At 38.2% G+C, this 15,806-nt stretch carries 13 protein-coding genes; 10 read left to right on the forward strand and 3 right to left on the reverse strand.

Going from position 1 to position 15,806, the window contains the following annotated elements; genetic code table 11:
• Positions 1-186: 186 nt before the first annotated feature.
• The 5 genes from ACFX4N_RS00675 (at position 187) to abc-f (ending at position 6,646) form a co-directional block, all read left to right on the forward strand.
• Complete coding sequence (locus tag ACFX4N_RS00675) at positions 187-1,446, forward strand: ABC transporter substrate-binding protein (protein ID WP_192100347.1); 1,260 nt, start codon at positions 187-189, stop codon at positions 1,444-1,446.
• Positions 1,447-1,535: 89 nt separating this feature from the next.
• On the forward strand, positions 1,536-2,468 hold the full coding sequence (locus ACFX4N_RS00680) for a carbohydrate ABC transporter permease (protein ID WP_192100348.1): 933 nt from the start codon (positions 1,536-1,538) through the stop codon (positions 2,466-2,468).
• Positions 2,468-3,298, forward strand: a complete 831-nt coding sequence (locus ACFX4N_RS00685; protein ID WP_014459693.1) for a carbohydrate ABC transporter permease — start codon at positions 2,468-2,470, stop codon at positions 3,296-3,298. Before ACFX4N_RS00680 ends, ACFX4N_RS00685 begins: the two co-directional genes overlap by 1 nt.
• A 26-nt stretch (positions 3,299-3,324) precedes the next feature.
• On the forward strand, positions 3,325-4,647 hold the full coding sequence (gene melA, locus ACFX4N_RS00690; RefSeq protein ID WP_013057450.1) for an alpha-glucosidase/alpha-galactosidase: 1,323 nt from the start codon (positions 3,325-3,327) through the stop codon (positions 4,645-4,647).
• Positions 4,648-5,017: 370 nt separating this feature from the next.
• Positions 5,018-6,646 (forward strand): ribosomal protection-like ABC-F family protein, encoded by a 1,629-nt coding sequence (gene abc-f, locus ACFX4N_RS00695; protein WP_192100349.1) that lies wholly within the window; start codon positions 5,018-5,020, stop codon positions 6,644-6,646.
• A 221-nt stretch (positions 6,647-6,867) separates the two neighbouring features.
• On the opposite strand, the gene ACFX4N_RS00700 is transcribed toward abc-f, so the two are convergent.
• A complete protein-coding gene (locus tag ACFX4N_RS00700; protein ID WP_377260662.1) occupies positions 6,868-9,000 on the reverse strand; it encodes a GDYXXLXY domain-containing protein in 2,133 nt (710 codons plus the stop codon).
• Positions 9,001-9,245: 245 nt separating this feature from the next.
• Between ACFX4N_RS00700 and ACFX4N_RS00705 the strand changes: the two genes are divergently transcribed.
• The 4 genes from ACFX4N_RS00705 to ACFX4N_RS00720 all read left to right on the forward strand — a co-directional run bounded on the left by ACFX4N_RS00705 (position 9,246) and on the right by ACFX4N_RS00720 (position 13,466).
• Positions 9,246-9,515 (forward strand): HNH endonuclease, encoded by a 270-nt coding sequence (locus ACFX4N_RS00705; RefSeq protein ID WP_080518341.1) that lies wholly within the window; start codon positions 9,246-9,248, stop codon positions 9,513-9,515.
• Between the two features lie 15 nt (positions 9,516-9,530).
• The gene (locus tag ACFX4N_RS00710; protein ID WP_013057446.1) at positions 9,531-9,971 is read left to right on the forward strand and encodes an SMI1/KNR4 family protein; all 441 of its coding nucleotides are present in this window, start codon (positions 9,531-9,533) and stop codon (positions 9,969-9,971) included.
• A gap of 679 nt (positions 9,972-10,650) precedes the next feature.
• On the forward strand, positions 10,651-11,205 hold the full coding sequence (locus tag ACFX4N_RS00715; protein ID WP_013057445.1) for a DUF4352 domain-containing protein: 555 nt from the start codon (positions 10,651-10,653) through the stop codon (positions 11,203-11,205).
• Between the two features lie 758 nt (positions 11,206-11,963).
• Positions 11,964-13,466: a malate:quinone oxidoreductase gene (locus ACFX4N_RS00720; protein WP_013083523.1), complete on the forward strand. Its 1,503-nt coding sequence runs from the start codon at positions 11,964-11,966 to the stop codon at positions 13,464-13,466.
• A 115-nt stretch (positions 13,467-13,581) separates the two neighbouring features.
• On the opposite strand, the gene ACFX4N_RS00725 is transcribed toward ACFX4N_RS00720, so the two are convergent.
• Positions 13,582-14,148 (reverse strand): DUF6434 domain-containing protein, encoded by a 567-nt coding sequence (locus ACFX4N_RS00725; protein ID WP_192100351.1) that lies wholly within the window; start codon positions 14,146-14,148, stop codon positions 13,582-13,584.
• A 46-nt stretch (positions 14,149-14,194) separates the two neighbouring features.
• Positions 14,195-14,683 carry a DinB family protein gene (locus ACFX4N_RS00730; RefSeq protein ID WP_098325957.1) on the reverse strand — a complete coding sequence of 163 codons (489 nt, stop codon included), beginning with the start codon at positions 14,681-14,683 and terminating at the stop codon, positions 14,195-14,197.
• Between the two features lie 150 nt (positions 14,684-14,833).
• On the opposite strand from ACFX4N_RS00730, the gene ACFX4N_RS00735 reads away from it, so the two are divergent.
• Entirely contained in the window at positions 14,834-15,763 is a 930-nt protein-coding gene (locus ACFX4N_RS00735; protein WP_192100352.1) for an ADP-ribosylglycohydrolase family protein, read from the forward strand.
• Positions 15,764-15,806 lie beyond the last annotated feature (43 nt).

Raw genomic sequence — 15,806 nt, forward strand, 5'->3', positions numbered from 1 at the left:
CTTATTGGCAGATAAGTATGTAAATGAAAAAGCTTTTTCATCTCTAGGACTCTTTGAACCTTTGTAAAAGTATAGGATTAAATTATAAGTGACTTTATTTCGTTGTGCAATGAATTTGTCTACGTATAAATGGCTGAATATTCAGTTATTTGTGTCTTGATAGAGTATAAGGAGGAAAGAAGATAAATGAAAAAGCTTACGTATCTTTTCGTTCTATTACTAGTCTTTTCTGTTGTGGCAGCGGGCTGCGGAAATAAAGAAGCGGCAACAGGCGGAAATGGGAAAACAAAGTTAACGCTTTTTTCTACGATGAGTAATAAAGGCGAGAGAAAAGCGCTTCAAAACGCGATTGCAGAATTTGAAAAACAAAATCCAGATATTAAAATTGATGCGAATTTTCCGGGTAACGGCTATGAAGATATGCTTCGTGTGAAAATGGGTGCAAATGATATGCCCGATTTATTTGATACGCACGGCTGGTCTCAGCTTCGCTACGGGGAGTATGTAGCAGATTTAAAAGATATGGATTGGGTTCAGCATTTAGATCCGGCGCTGAATCAAATTTTGAAAGATAAAAGCGGCAAAGTGTATGCGTATCCTTTAAATCAAGCAAAAGACGGAATCAGCTATAATGCAACTCTATTAGAGAAATACGGCATAAAGCCTCCTAACACAATGGATGAATTTATAACAGCGTTAGAAACAGTGAAAAAGAAAAGTAAAGGAGAAGTAGCGCCTTTATGGATTCCAGGAGGAGAAAACGGCAATATTGCTCAAGTGTTTGATCAGCTCGCCACACCTCAGCTTATTACAGCAAAAAATAAGAACTATGCTAAGCAGTTAGAAAAAGGAACATTTAATTGGTCAAACTACACGCCGCTAGCGGAAACAATGGCAGAAATGAAGAAAAAAGGGTTATTGAATGAAGATGTATTAACCGCAAAAGTATCTCAAGCAACGGAATTAATGGCTCAAAATAAAATTGCTTTTACATTTGTGGGCGGATCTCTTGGACCGGATGCAACAGAATTAAATTCTGAAGTAAAAGTAGGAACGGTACCGGTGCCGGCTATTCATAAAGGTGGTACGCAAAGCTGGATCGGCGGAGAGCGCTTTACCCTTGCTGCGTGGAAAGATTCTAAGCACCTTAAAGAAGCGAAGAAATTTATTGAATTTGTGTCGCAGCCGGAAGTTGCCAAAAAGATTGCAGAAGGAACGTCTTCAGCATCGGCTCTAACAAACAATAAAACACAAAACTACTACTCTGCATACTACGATAAGTATAGCGATATCAAAGTTGAGCCATACTTCGACCGAAAGTATTTACCGAGCGGCATGTGGGCAGTGATGTCTTCTACAGGTCAAGAATTGCTAGCGGGAAGTTTAACGCCAAAGCAATTATCAAATGAGATGGAAAAAGAGTACAAGCGTCTCAGTAAACAATAAAATAGTGTGCAAAATTTCCTTGTTCGCCGAGAAGCAGGGAGATAGGCTTCTGCTTCTTTTCAACACAAGCTGAAATAGGAGTGAACACGATGAATGAATTAGTCAGGAAAGAGCCGGTTTCCGTAGTAAGAGATACGGAAAAACGAAAGAAAAAATTAAAGACAGAATCCTCTTTATGGTGGATGTACCTTCCCGGCTTAGTAATTATCACCGTTTTTATTATCTATCCTTTTATTAACGGAATTAGACTTTCCTTTACTAATTGGAATGGATTTTCACAAACATATGATTGGATTGGACTCCAACAGTACAAACGCTTGCTTGCAGATCCAACGACTTGGCTTGTGGTAAAAAATACGCTGCTCTACGGAATAGGCAGTACCATTTTTCAAAATATTATTGGCTTGTTATATGCTTTACTTCTAAATCAAAGCATTAAAATGAAGGCTGTAACAAGAACAATTGTCTACCTTCCAGTTATTATCAGCCCAATTATTATGGGGTATATCTGGTACTTCTTTTTTGCCTACCAAGGAGGCGCTTTAAATGACCTTCTTGTATTTTTAGGCTTTGAGAAGATTAATGCTTTGGGAACTCCGGAGCTTAACTCTTGGATTATCGTGTTCGTCAATACGTATCAATTCGTTGGAATTGCGATGATTATTTATTTAGCGGGGCTGCAAAGTATTTCAAAAGATTACTACGAGGCAGCGCAGCTTGACGGAGCATCTGCTCTTCAGCAGTTTAAAAATATCACTCTTCCATTGCTTATGCCTTCTATTACAATTAACGTCGTTTTAAATATTATCGGGGGGTTAAAACTGTTTGATGTCATTGTTGCGCTGACAGGAGGAGGACCTGGAGATGCATCACAGTCAATGTCTACTTTTATGTATGACTTATATTTTAGAAGACAAGACGCCGGCTATGCAGCAACTCAAGGTGTGTGCATGGCGCTTATTATCTTAGTCATTAGCTTATCAGCACTTTTGTACTTTAAACGAAAGGAGACAGAAGCGTGATGGACTATACAAATAAACGGAAAAAACGATTTTTTACCTTTCTAGCTCTTTGTATAACGCTTGTTCATATTGTCCCTTTTTATATTCTTGTTACGACTTCTTTAAAAGCAACCGGGGATTTTAGTTCCAAGTGGGTATTTCCCAAAAGCATACACCTTGAAAATTTCACAGCGGCTTGGGAGCAAGCGAACTTAGGAAACTCTTTTGTTAATACATTTATCATTACATTCGTTTCGGCGATTCTGCTTATTTTTTTAGGATCAATGGCTGCGTATCCTTTAGCGCGCCGACAAACGAAATTAAATAAGTACGTCTATTTTATCTTTATTGCCGTGATGGTAATACCGCCTTTAACAGCGCTAGTTCCGCTGTACAAAATGGTTGTGAATATGGGAATGATGAACACGTACCAAATTGCCATTTTAAATAATGTCGCAGCATTTTTGCCGCTAACGATCTTTTTGTATGCGGGCTTCATTCGCTCCACTATTTCTAAAGAGCTCGAGGAAGCAGCAAGAATTGACGGTGCCGGTACGTTAACGATTTTCTTTAAAATCGTATTTCCACTGCTAAAGCCTGTTACTGCATCCATTCTAATTATTGCCAGCGTCTATATTTGGAACGACTATCAGTTTGCAATCTTCTTCCTTCAAGATAAGGAAATGCATACATTAACCGTTACGTTAGCAAGCTTTTTTGCCGAAAATCAAAATAATCTTAGCTTAGTAGGAGCAGCTGCGATTATTGCGATGCTTCCAATGACTATTTTGTTTTTAGTGCTACAAAAATACTTTATTGCAGGGCTTTCATCAGGATCTGTGAAAGGATAAAACCAATACGAGGAAGGAAGATGACGATGTCTAAAATCACATTTATCGGAGCGGGAAGTACAGTTTTTGCAAAAAATATTTTAGGAGACTGCATGTTTGTGCCTGCTTTAGCTGGCTTTGAATTTGCGCTATACGATATAGATGCTGAGCGTTTAAGAGATTCGGAAAATATGCTAAACAATTTAAAAGAAAACTATAAAGTGAATATTACGGTTAAAGCCTATTTAAACCGAAGAGAAGCTTTAACAGGAGCAAAGTATGTGATTAACGCGATTCAAGTAGGCGGATACAAACCAAGCACCGTCATTGATTTTGAAATTCCTAAAAAATACGGCTTGCGTCAGACGATTGGAGATACAGTAGGAATTGGAGGAATCTTTAGATCACTGCGCACGATTCCAGTGCTGTTTGATTTTGCAAAAGACATTGAAGAAGTATGTCCAGATGCGCTGTTTTTAAATTACACCAATCCAATGGCAACACTAACGGGTGCAATGCTGCGCTATACCAATGTAAAGACGGTAGGCCTTTGTCACAGTGTTCAAGTATGTACAAAAGATTTATTTGATTCTCTCGGAATGGATCATGAAGGAATACAAGAGAAAATCGCAGGCATTAACCATATGGCATGGCTGCTAGAAGTAAAAAGAGATGGACAAGACTTATACCCAGAAATCAAGCGTCTAGCAAAAGAAAAGCAAAAGACAAAGCATCACGATATGGTGCGTTTTGAGCTAATGGATAAGTTCGGCTACTATATTACCGAATCGTCTGAGCATAATGCAGAGTATCATCCATACTTTATTAAACATAAATATCCAAATCTTGTTGATCAGTTTAACATCCCTCTTGATGAATATCCTCGCCGATGCGAAGAGCAAATTAGCAATTGGGAATCAATGAGAGAAGAAATGGTCAACAACAGTCAGCTAACTCATACGCGTTCACATGAGTACGGCTCTAGAATCATTGAAGCGATAGAGACAAACGTGCCGTTTAAATTTGCCGGTAACGTATTAAATACCGGAGGCTTAATTAGTAACCTGCCGACAAAAGCGTGCGTAGAAGTTCCATGTGTTGTAGACCGAAGCGGCATTATGCCGACTTATGTAGGAGACTTACCTGAGCAGCTTGCGGCGTTAAATCGTACGAATATTAATACTCAATTATTAACAATTGAAGCAGCTGTCACTAGAAAAAGAGAGCACATCTATCAAGCTGCGATGCTAGATCCTCATACAAATGCGGAATTATCCATGGATGACATCATTCGTATGTGCGATGATTTAATTGAAGCTCACGGTGAGTGGCTGCCTGATTTTACAGGTAAAGTGAACCAATACGTGTAATAAAAGAATCCTCGGCTGTGATCGGCTGAGGATTTTTTGTGCTTAGGAAAAGAAGGGAATATCATCCAAATGGATATTGACATTTAAAAAACTTCATCATACACTGTAAGAAGCAAGTCATTTCATACTAAGAAAGGAAAGGTACCGTAGACAATGGATAAGTAATCCTATTTTTTTAGACATTCTTTTAAAACTTTATTTTAAATGAACATTTGTCTAGATAGGATTAGTCTGTACATTTTTAGGTGCCATTTCTATATGTCTTATATGAATTGATTTCTCCCTTTTTTTACTCTATAAAAGGGTGCATATTTGCGTATGCCTAATTATGACCTCTAATCCTCTCTAGAAATCCTAGGGAGGTTTTTTTATGTTATTGTTAGAAGCTATAAATATTGAAAAAAGCTATGGAGACCGCCTGCTGTTTCAAGCAGAGAAGCTTCAAGTACATCGCGGAGAGCGAATTGGAATTGTTGGGAAAAACGGAGAAGGCAAATCGACGTTGCTTCATATTTTAATGAAAAAAATGAGTCCGGATCAAGGAATTGTTCAAACATATGGCCGTTCCTCACTGATTCCGCAGCTTGATGTTCAACCTACAGGAGCTGTATCTCCCGAGATGAAAAGTCAGTGGAACGTGCCAAATGAAGGCGACTTTCTTAGCGGAGGAGAAGAAACCAGAAAGAAAATTGCTGCTGCTCTTTCATCCGGCGCGGAACTACTTGCAGCCGATGAGCCAACGAGCCACTTAGATGTAAAAGGCGTAGAGAAATTTGAAGAAGAAATGAAATCTTTTACAGGCAGTCTGCTGCTGATTTCACATGACCGAGAATTATTAAACCGCCTCTGTACGTCCATTTGGGAAGTAGAAGACGGCAAAATTCACTGCTATGAAGGCAATTATCAAGAATATGTGACGCAAAAAAAACATGCAGTTGAAAGACAGCAGTTTGAGTATGAACAGTATGTAAAAGAAAAGCAGAGGCTTGAACTGGCGTCTGAAGAAAAAAGCCAAAAATCAAAGTCGCTTAAAAAAGCGCCGAGCCGCATGGGGAACTCTGAAGCGAGACTTCATAAGCGAGCGGTCGGAAAACAAAAAGCGAAGCTAGATAGAAGTGCAAAAGCGATTGAAACAAGAATTGAAAAGCTGGAGAAAAAAGAAAAGCCAAAAGAAATGGAAGAAATTCATTTTGATTTATCTCAATTTCACCAAGTACACAGCAAGCAGGTACTAAGCTTTGACAAAGTCTCGGCATCAGCTGGTAATCATATGTTGTTTCAAAATCTAAAAGGCGGTGTGAAGCCAGGCGCGAAAGTAGCGATTGTCGGCAAAAACGGCGCCGGAAAATCTACGCTGCTGAATATGATTCAGCAGCAAACAGAAGGCATCACGGTTGCGAAGCCTGTAAAACTCGGCTTTTTCCATCAGCGTCTTGAAAATCTAGATCCCGCTAAAAGCATTTTAGAAAACATTAAAGAAGACAGTCCGTACACCGAACAATTTATTCGTACGGTACTATCGCGCTTACTTTTTAAACGTGAAGACGTGTATAAAAAAGTAGAGATGCTAAGCGGAGGAGAACGAGTGAAAACGGCATTAGCAAAAGTCTTTTTAGGAAACTACAACGTTCTTCTTTTAGATGAACCGACCAACTATCTTGATCTTCATACAAAAGAAGCGCTTCAAGAAGTGTTAAAAGCTTATCCAGGGACGATTTTATTTGTGACGCACGACCGTTACTTTGTTAAAAAGCTTGCGACGCATGTTTTGACGTTAAAACAGTCTAAAGCAGAGCTCGCGGCGATTGAAGATACGGGTAAAAGCAAAAAAGCGTCACAGCAGCAAAATGAAGCGGAGAAACTTGCGGTTCAATTAGAATTAACAAAAGTGATTAGCGAGCTTTCCATCACGCCAGAAGGAAAAGAAAAGCAGCGGCTTGAAAAAAGATATGAAGAGCTGTTAGAAGAAAGAAAACGATTAAATAGAAAGGAAGGATAATATCACTTCGCCTAACAATGAATACAATGATGTTACTGAACATCAAAAGCGTATTGAAGGAAAAATAACGGATATGAATATAAAAGGAACGCCCAAAAGAATAAAATGGATTGGCTATGGAATCATCATTTTCTTTGTGATCCTTATTCTAACGATGATCATCGGCGTATTTATCAATTAAAATAAAAAACAGCCGCTTCAATGTTGAAGCAGCTGTTTTTTTATTTGCCTACTTTTGTAACGATCGCATCTCCGTTTTTTCCAACTCGTACAGTAGCAAAACGAGCTTCGCTTTCCACTTTGCTGCCGGTTCCTTCTGGAATAAAGTAATGCTCAATTCCGTACTGAATTCCCCATTCGTGATACGTCCCCGTAATGACAACGTCTTTCTTTTTAGAAGTATACGGCTTATTCCAGTCATCATCCGCTTGGTAGACTTTTGCGTATTCATACACGCCTTGTTTGTTCGGGCGAAGAACGAGCTTCACTTTTTCACCGTCTTTTACATGAGGTAATGTAACGTGCGCAATATCGTAATTCAGCTCAACGTAATCGCCTTGCAGCAGCGAGCGCGGATCGATCGGCTGTAAAGCGAGCTTAATTTCTTTTCCGTTTTGAAGAAGCACTTCGTTTTTGGTGAAAATGCCGCCAAGAATAATGAGCTGAACAAGAATGATGATCCATACAGCGGTTCGGCTGCGGTCAAGAAACGAAGGCTGCGGCTGATCAGGCGTTGACAGATCCCATTTTCTGCTTAGGAAAAGAAAGATAAGACCTAAAATAACAAGAACAAGTGATTTATTAAATAAATTCCACACAAAGTCGTAATATTTCATTGCTAAAAAAACAAACCAGAAAATCATGCCGACAATAAAATCATATTTTGGCTCTTTTCGTACCGTCACAAATAAAAAGACAGTCGAAATCACAAAAAACACCGTGCAGTAAATGATATTTAAAAAAGAAGGTTCGCTTAATTCAGTCAGCGACAGTAAAAAGATAAAAGCAAGAAGCAGCGCTGCTTTTTTAAACGCGTGGTGTACGTTTATCGCGTACACAGCGGCATTTAATAGAAACAAAGCGAGCAGCACATAATCTATTTTGATAGTGTCATAGTAAGTAGTCGGAACCTTTATTAACAGAAGCCCTTGCACTAGCACAAAAAACAACAGGCGAACGGGGGTATGCTTCGTGAATACTAAAAGCGCTACAAGTGCGATGACGTAGATAAAAAACAGAATGTCGTTCACAAAAAAAGAAGCGCCGCCGCTAATTAATACGCCCATCATTAAAAGCGTATATTTTACTGTTGGAATATCTGCTTTAATCAAATAACATGCGACAATCAGCAAAACGCCAATCACAAGCATTCCGTTTGTTGGGTACGTTCCTGTAATAAGTGTGATGAGTCCTCCTAAAGAGCTGCTGCCGATCACCGATGCAATGGCCGTAATTCCAATTACCGCTATTCGTTTGATTACGCGGAGCGAGGTTTTTTGTGCTGAAGTGTTGGCAGTGAGCCATTTGACAAACCATACGCTTGCACCAATAAATAAAATCACAAATCCTAAAGCTAAGAACAGTGACCATTCAGCGTAGTGTTTAAAAATAAAAGAGAAAAATTGTTCAATAACAAATAAAGCAAATGCCACAATGGAAATTCCTAAAAACGACCTTTGCGGCTCCACTTTTGAAAAATAAAAAAAGGAGCTTAGTAAAAACAGCAAATAAAAAATAATAAGACCAATCCGTAAGCTAGAGCTGCCTGTGAAATCCGGCAGGGAAACAGTTAAAAAAATGTAGTGAAACAAACAAAACGCCGCATACATGATCACAGGAGACGAGAGGTGTTTCTTTTTTATGATCCAAAAGATGAGTAAGTTCACAAACGCCATTCCTGCGTAAAGTAGAAGCGTCTCGTGTTCACCTCGCTGTGAAACTGTGCCTGTTGGTGAAATGAAAAAAGCCATGGTGAATTGAAATAAAACAAACGATAACACGTAAAATGGCTGATACTTTGTAAAAAAGCTAAACAAAATAACCGGCACAAGCCAAATTAAAAACAGCCAGTACGATTCAGTGTGCGTGTTGTAAATTTGAGAAAGAAGCGCGATGCTTAATCCAAATGAAAGAGCGCCGACCAAAAGCGTCCAGTGACTTAAAAACGCCTGCTGAGGAAGCAGCTTTCGCACCGCAAATGCACTTCCGTAAAACAGCAGCATCAGCCCCACGCTCAGCGCAATTTTAGTATAGCGGTCAAAGCCTTGCCAGTTCGATGCAAAGAAATATAAAATGCCGGACAAAACAAGAGCCAACCCCAGTAAATAACCGAGTCTTACGAGCTTTTCTCTCATACTCAACCTCCTCTTTATATTATGTATATACTAGCGCATGTTTAAATATTTGGAAATAGAAAGAATGAATGCGTTTTAACAAAAAAATTGTGTAAAAAGGCCTTTTAGTGGCGTGAAAATAACAAATGAAGTAGTCCAAAAATCTTGATAAATTGTCAATGGTAAGATAGCCTGAAAAATGGCAGAAAAAAGGTGGGAAAATCGAAATTGGCGAGGAAGGAATATGGACTTATATTGATTGGGATATTCCTCCAAATCAAGTTTCTTATCCTGGAGGTTTTCCGGACTTTAAATCTGCTGGGTTGGTAAGACAAGAAGTTCCGATAGGTGAATTTAATAGATATGACATTGATTTTGCTAAGGCTGATGAATTAGCTCCAAATGGACCGAAATTAGATGAAAACACGTGGCACCATCATCAAGATTTAACAACAATGCAAGAAGTTAATAAAGAGATGCACAGAAGATTTCGACATATGGGTGGAATGGCATTAGCTAAGAAGTTAAAAGATTAAATGGGAGTGAAATAAATGAATTTAAATGCTTTTGGTAAAGCAACTGAAGAATCGATTGAAGAATTAGAAGAGTTTTTAGGATTTTTACTTCCGGAAGATTATAAAAAATTTTTAAGTGAATATAACGGGGGGACTTCGAAAGTTAGGTATAGTAAATTTTTTGTTAAAGAATTAAATCAGGAAATCCCTTTAGATGTCTTGTATGGTATAGGTGTAAAAAGAACTTTTGATTTAAGTGAATGCTATGAAGAGTTTGAAGAAGATATGTTACCGAATAGTTTAATAATAGGAGATGATCCAGGTTCAGGATTAATTGTACTTATTACAGATACTGAAAACCATGGTGTATATTATTGGGATCACTCTTTTTATTTTCCGCAGTCTAGTGAAGAAGAAAATACGTATAAAATAGCTGATAGCTTTAAGGGTTTTATTAATGGATTGAAGAATCCTTAGTTACCAAATTTTATATGTTGTAATTAATAATTTAAGAGATTAAGCAAATATACGAAATGGATTACAGTGACTTTATAAATGCTAAAACTATAATTTACACATGAGAACGCCAAAAAATGTGGTTTGTAGTCAAAGATAACAAATATATATGTGGGTGAGTAGAAAATAAAGTGTATTTGCAGTCGAAAGAAAAAGAGTAGACTATTAAAAAGTGCATACTCCATGATGGTTGTACCATCATGGAGTATGATGTGCAATGATAGAATAGAAAAAGAAGTACGGTCTTAGGGGATATAGTATATTACTAGGCTATTAGGAGGTTTTTCATGTTAATAGACAAACAGCCAGTCATTCAAGACTTTTTTTCTTTGATGAAGAGTGATCGACTTAATGTACTAGAGTGTTTGTCTAATAGAGAGCCGTGGTAAAATCATATGATGGGATATGATCTTCCAGAGCATTCTGAAGGTATTGAATTTAAGGAAAGAATCATAATATTTATTAACACAGTAGCACAATACAGGTCCTTATTTAATATATAGAACAGTTGTGATATATTTACTTTTGAGAGATTGTCAGTATTTGGTATATCCTATTTTTGGATTAAGAGTTACGTAGATTTAACTCTTTATACATAAAATACTAATAAAATACTAATTGAAAGAAGAAAGAACCCGTAATGAGTAAGAAAAAATGGTTAATAGAAGCAAGTACATGTTTCCTAGTATTAGGGCTTGCGGCTTGTTCGAGCGGAGAATCAGAAAAGAAATCAGACGATAAAGAGCTAAATGTTGATGCGAAGTTTGATAAAGAAAAAACGGATAAATTCTACAATACGGTTACCAAAAAATTAGGTGAAACTGCTAATGTTGATGATCTTGCGATTACAGTAGACTCTCCACAAGTCGTACCGGATGATGAGTTATCTAAAAACAAAAATGGACAGTTTATCAAAATGAATATTACGATTGAGAATAAAGGAAAGAAAAATCATAAAATAAGTGAGCTACTTCATTTTAATATTCAAAAAGGAGACACTCAATACTTTGCTACAGTTGTTTCTGGTGCAACAGAGAATCATTTGAACGGAAATATTTCACCAGGAGAAAAACAAAGCGGTATTGCAACGTTTGATATATCAAAAGAAGGCGATTTTAAGTTTGAATTTAGCGGTTTTAGTAAAGATCGTGGTATTTGGACGTTTACACAAGAGGATATTCAACCGGCTCAATAAGAACCAAAACAAGTCACGTGCTAAGCGTGGCTTATTTTGGTGGAAGCTACTAATAACCACGACGCATGAACGATTTAACTAAACAACTTTGAAATGAGAGAAACATGTAAAGTGCTGCTCATTATCAACAAGTATTCCTATATAAAAGTCAACATACATGTTAGGTTTTATAACATAAATTTCTGAATAATCATTTACTTATTCACTTATTTCATGGTATGTTATATGACATAGATATTGTAACTTACAATACGAGCTGAAAATCAGCTGTTATAATATATACTTATTTCTCTAAATATGCACCTGGACGAGCCGGTGCTCTATACATATATGAATACATCTACGTATAACTAGTCAAAAAGAATGAAGGCATTTCTAATTATAGTGCTGTTTGTTCTTTCGAATGAGTATAGTTATAGTAGGTGAAATTTTCAAGAAAATTATTTTGGTTTTTGATCTGAATTTTTGGAATAGTTTGTTATTTTATTAATCAATGCTTTGCCACTTAGAAGTAGGTATAAAAGTTTACTAATAAAAGAAAATGCAGACGGAATTTAATAAGTTTTTTAGAATTTGTGGGCGATTTTCTCACTTTTTTATCATTTTTGAATAGTTTATAATCATCAGACAATTATACTGTGATATAGTTATAAGTGAGACAGAAAAAGGTGTGTTCTTAGGTCGCACCTGAATTTTTTTACTACGTAAGCAGGAGCGCCTACATCTTTTTACAAATATAGGGGATGAGGAAGGTTATAATGAGCAACGTACAGAAAAAAACAGACGTTATCTTAATTGGTGCCGGAGTCATGAGCGCAACTTTGGGGTCATTACTCAAAGAGTTAGCACCTGAATGGGACATTAAAGTATTTGAAAAACTCGCAGACGCAGGGGAAGAAAGCTCGAACGAATGGAATAATGCAGGGACGGGCCATTCTGCGCTGTGCGAACTAAACTATACATCAGAAAAAGCTGATGGATCTATAGATATAACGAAAGCGATCCGAATTAACGAGCAGTTTCAGCTGTCAAGACAGTTTTGGTCTTATCTTGTAAGCAGCAAGTTGATTCGCAATCCGCAAGATTTTATCATGCCAATTCCGCATATGAGTTTGGTACAAGGGGAAAAAAATGTATCGTTTCTGAAAAAGCGTTTTGAAGCGCTGTCAAACAATCCGTTGTTTCAAGGAATGGAGTATTCCGACAGTCCTGACAAACTAAAAGAATGGATTCCGCTAATCATGAAGGGGCGCACGTCAAATGAACCGATTGCCGCAACTAAAATTGATTCGGGAACAGACGTAAACTTCGGTGCTTTAACACGCATGTTGTTTGACCACCTGAAGAATAAAGGGGTTCACGTTCATTACAAACGAAGTGTAAAAGATATTAAACGTAAAAGTGACGGTATGTGGGAAGTAAAAGTCGCAGATGTAGACAGCGGCAAAGTTGAGTACCACACGGCAAAGTTTATCTTTATCGGAGGTGGAGGCGGAAGCTTGCCTTTACTTCAAAAAACAGGTATTCCTGAATCCAAGCATATTGGAGGATTCCCGGTAAGCGGATTATTTATGGTATGCAATAACCCTGAAGTCATTGCGCAGCATCACGGGAAAGTATATGGAAAAGCCAAAGTCGGAGCTCCGCCAATGTCGGTTCCGCACCTTGATACACGCTATATCGATAATAAAAAGACGCTGTTGTTTGGTCCGTTTGCCGGCTTTTCACCAAAGTTCTTAAAAACAGGTTCAAACTTGGATTTAATCAGTTCTGTAAAGCCGAATAATATTTTAACCATGCTAGCAGCAGGCGTCAAAGAAATGGCGTTAACAAAATATTTAATTCAGCAAGTGCTGTTATCAAATGAAAAACGTGTAGAAGAATTGCGTGAATTTATCCCGAACGCGAAAAGCGAAGACTGGGATATCGTCGTAGCAGGCCAGCGTGTGCAGGTAATCAAAGATACGGAAGCCGGAGGGAAAGGAACGCTTCAGTTTGGTACAGAAGTTGTAAGTGCCGCTGATGGTTCTGTTGCTGCACTTCTTGGCGCTTCTCCAGGTGCGTCAACAGCCGTTCACGTTATGCTTGAAGTATTGGAAAAATGCTTCCCAGAAAACATGAACAAGTGGGAGCCAAAAATAAAAGAAATGATTCCTTCCTATGGCATGTCGTTAGTTGATCATCCAGACTTCTTTAACGAAATTCATGCGTCTACTTCACAGACGCTTGGTTTAATTAAAAAAGAGTCTGTTTATAGTTAAAGATTTTACGCCGTAACAAACAGCACCTGTGTATGTGAAGAAATCTACAGGTGTGCACAAACACCACCTTTTCTTGAGGTGGTGTTTTAATGGTCTTTATTATGTAGAGTTTGATTTAAGAGCGGTATTGATTGCTTCCAGGCTGAAGTTTTAAATGCTTCCACGCTGCAATCGCATCATCGCGGCTTTTTCCTTTGTTTTTCGGATCGTTAAAAAAATCGCGAATAAAGCGGTTGTACTCAAACTGAGGCGCAATTTCTTTTTGATAGGAAGGCTGCTTTTTTCGTTCTTCTTCTTCATACCACGCTTTTACCACATCTCGATAGGTTTTCCCTACATTTTCTTTAAAGTAGTTTTGAATATAGGTGGAAAAATGAAACGTAGGATGAATGGCTTCTTTAAAAAAAGCCCGTACTTCTTGACTGCAGCGGTGATTTTCCATGATAACGGTATCTAATGTTAGCGGTGCTTGCGTTTTAGAGGACGAGCGTCTTTTAGACGGTGCTTTTGATTGTTGAGTGTCACCGGTTGCTAAAAACACTTCAATTCTTTTTGAAAGTTCCATTTTAAATCCAAACGGGCTCATGTTATTTTCTCGGCAAAATTGCTGCAGCTCGGTTTTAAGCCAGTAAAAGTCCGTAAATTCGTTGATAGGTAAGTCTTTTGTAAGTTCAGGTCTCATCGTTTTCACCTCCATATATTTACTATAGAACGTTTGTTCTTGTTGGTCAATTGTTTTTAGAGAAGTACGAAGGAATGTCTTTTATGTTTCTTCCTACATAGTGAGAAGAAATAGGCTGTTTATTCACTTCTCTTGCCCAAATAGAAAGCTGGCCGATGTGATGGATTTCATGAATGATGATGTGATGCAAGATGTCAGCTTCTGTGTAAGAAGTAGAATCCCAAGGGACTGTTACGTACCTTTTGTTGGAAAAATTCAAATGACTTAGAAAGTCGGCAATTTCAGGTCTATGTGCAGAAGAGAGCGCTTGAAGCTTTTCAAGCGTATCGTGTTCTTCAAAAGAAAGAACGATATCTTGTTTACCTTGGATGGCACGTATCCAGCTGTATTCCACATCAATAATATGAAAAAAAGTTTGTGAAATGCTACTCATTCCTCCAGTCCGCTTCTTCAACAGTTCTTCTCTTGAAAGTTGATAACACCAGCTAAACCATTCATCTCTCACTTGCCAATTATATTCAAAAAAATGAATCATCTACCGCACCTCACATGTTTTTTTACCTCTTATTTAAATTAGATGAACGCTGGTAAATTCCTTTTTATAAAGAAGAAAAAGCGTCTAGGCAGGGTGTCTCTTGCAAATTTCAAAATCAAACAATTACAATAATAGAAAGGAGTTGATCACATGACGCTACATAAAAAAGTCCTTTCTACGATTCTAGGAGGAGCTGTCGGAGACGCTTTAGGTGTTCCAGTTGAGTTTAAAAAACGCGATTCATTTCAAATTACGACTATGACCGGCTACGGTACATACAACCAGCCTAAAGGAACGTGGTCAGATGATACATCTCTGACGATGTGCTTAATTGATAATTTAATAGACAAACAAGATGAGTATGATTTAATGCAAAAGTTTGCGAACTATTGGTCGGATGGCTACTGGACGCCGTACGGAGAAATGTTTGATATTGGCATCGCAACAAGCGAAGCGATTCGCCGCTATAAAAGCGGACTTCCTAAAGAAGAGTGGGGAGGAAGCGCTGAATACGATAACGGAAACGGAGCGCTTATGCGTATTGCTCCGCTTGCGTTTACACTATGTGATGAACCTAGCTTTACAAAAAGAAAAGAAGAAATAGAAAGAATTGCGCACGTCACGCACCGCCACTTGCGCTCTACGCTTGGCTGTATTATATATGTGGAGCTGCTTATTCGTCTCCTTCACGGCGACGAGCCCTTTGAAGCATATGAAAACGCGGTAAACCTCTGCCAAAAGCATTTAACAGGTACGGAGTATGAAGCAGAGTTTTCTGCGTACGAACGAGTGTTAAACCTAAGCTTGCCGCACGCAGCGAGAAATGCAATCGGGTCAACCGGATATGTCGTCAGCTCGCTAGAAGCATCGCTTTGGTCTTTTCTTCAAAGTGACGACTACGAAGAAGCTGTACTTACCGCTGTGAATTTAGGAGAAGACACAGACACAATAGGCTTTATTACGGGTACTGTGGCAGGAGTATATTATGGGCTGGATGGCATTCCTGAAGAGTGGATTTTTCAGCTTGCTAAAAAAGAAGAGTTAGAGAAAGCTTGTAAGAAGTTTGCGGATATATGTTAACGGATCATAAAAATTACTTTAAAGTTCGGAGGAGATAAAGTGA

It is taken from the genome of Priestia sp. YIM B13551, from assembly GCF_042787905.1.
Taxonomy (GTDB): Bacteria; Bacillota; Bacilli; order Bacillales; family Bacillaceae_H; genus Priestia.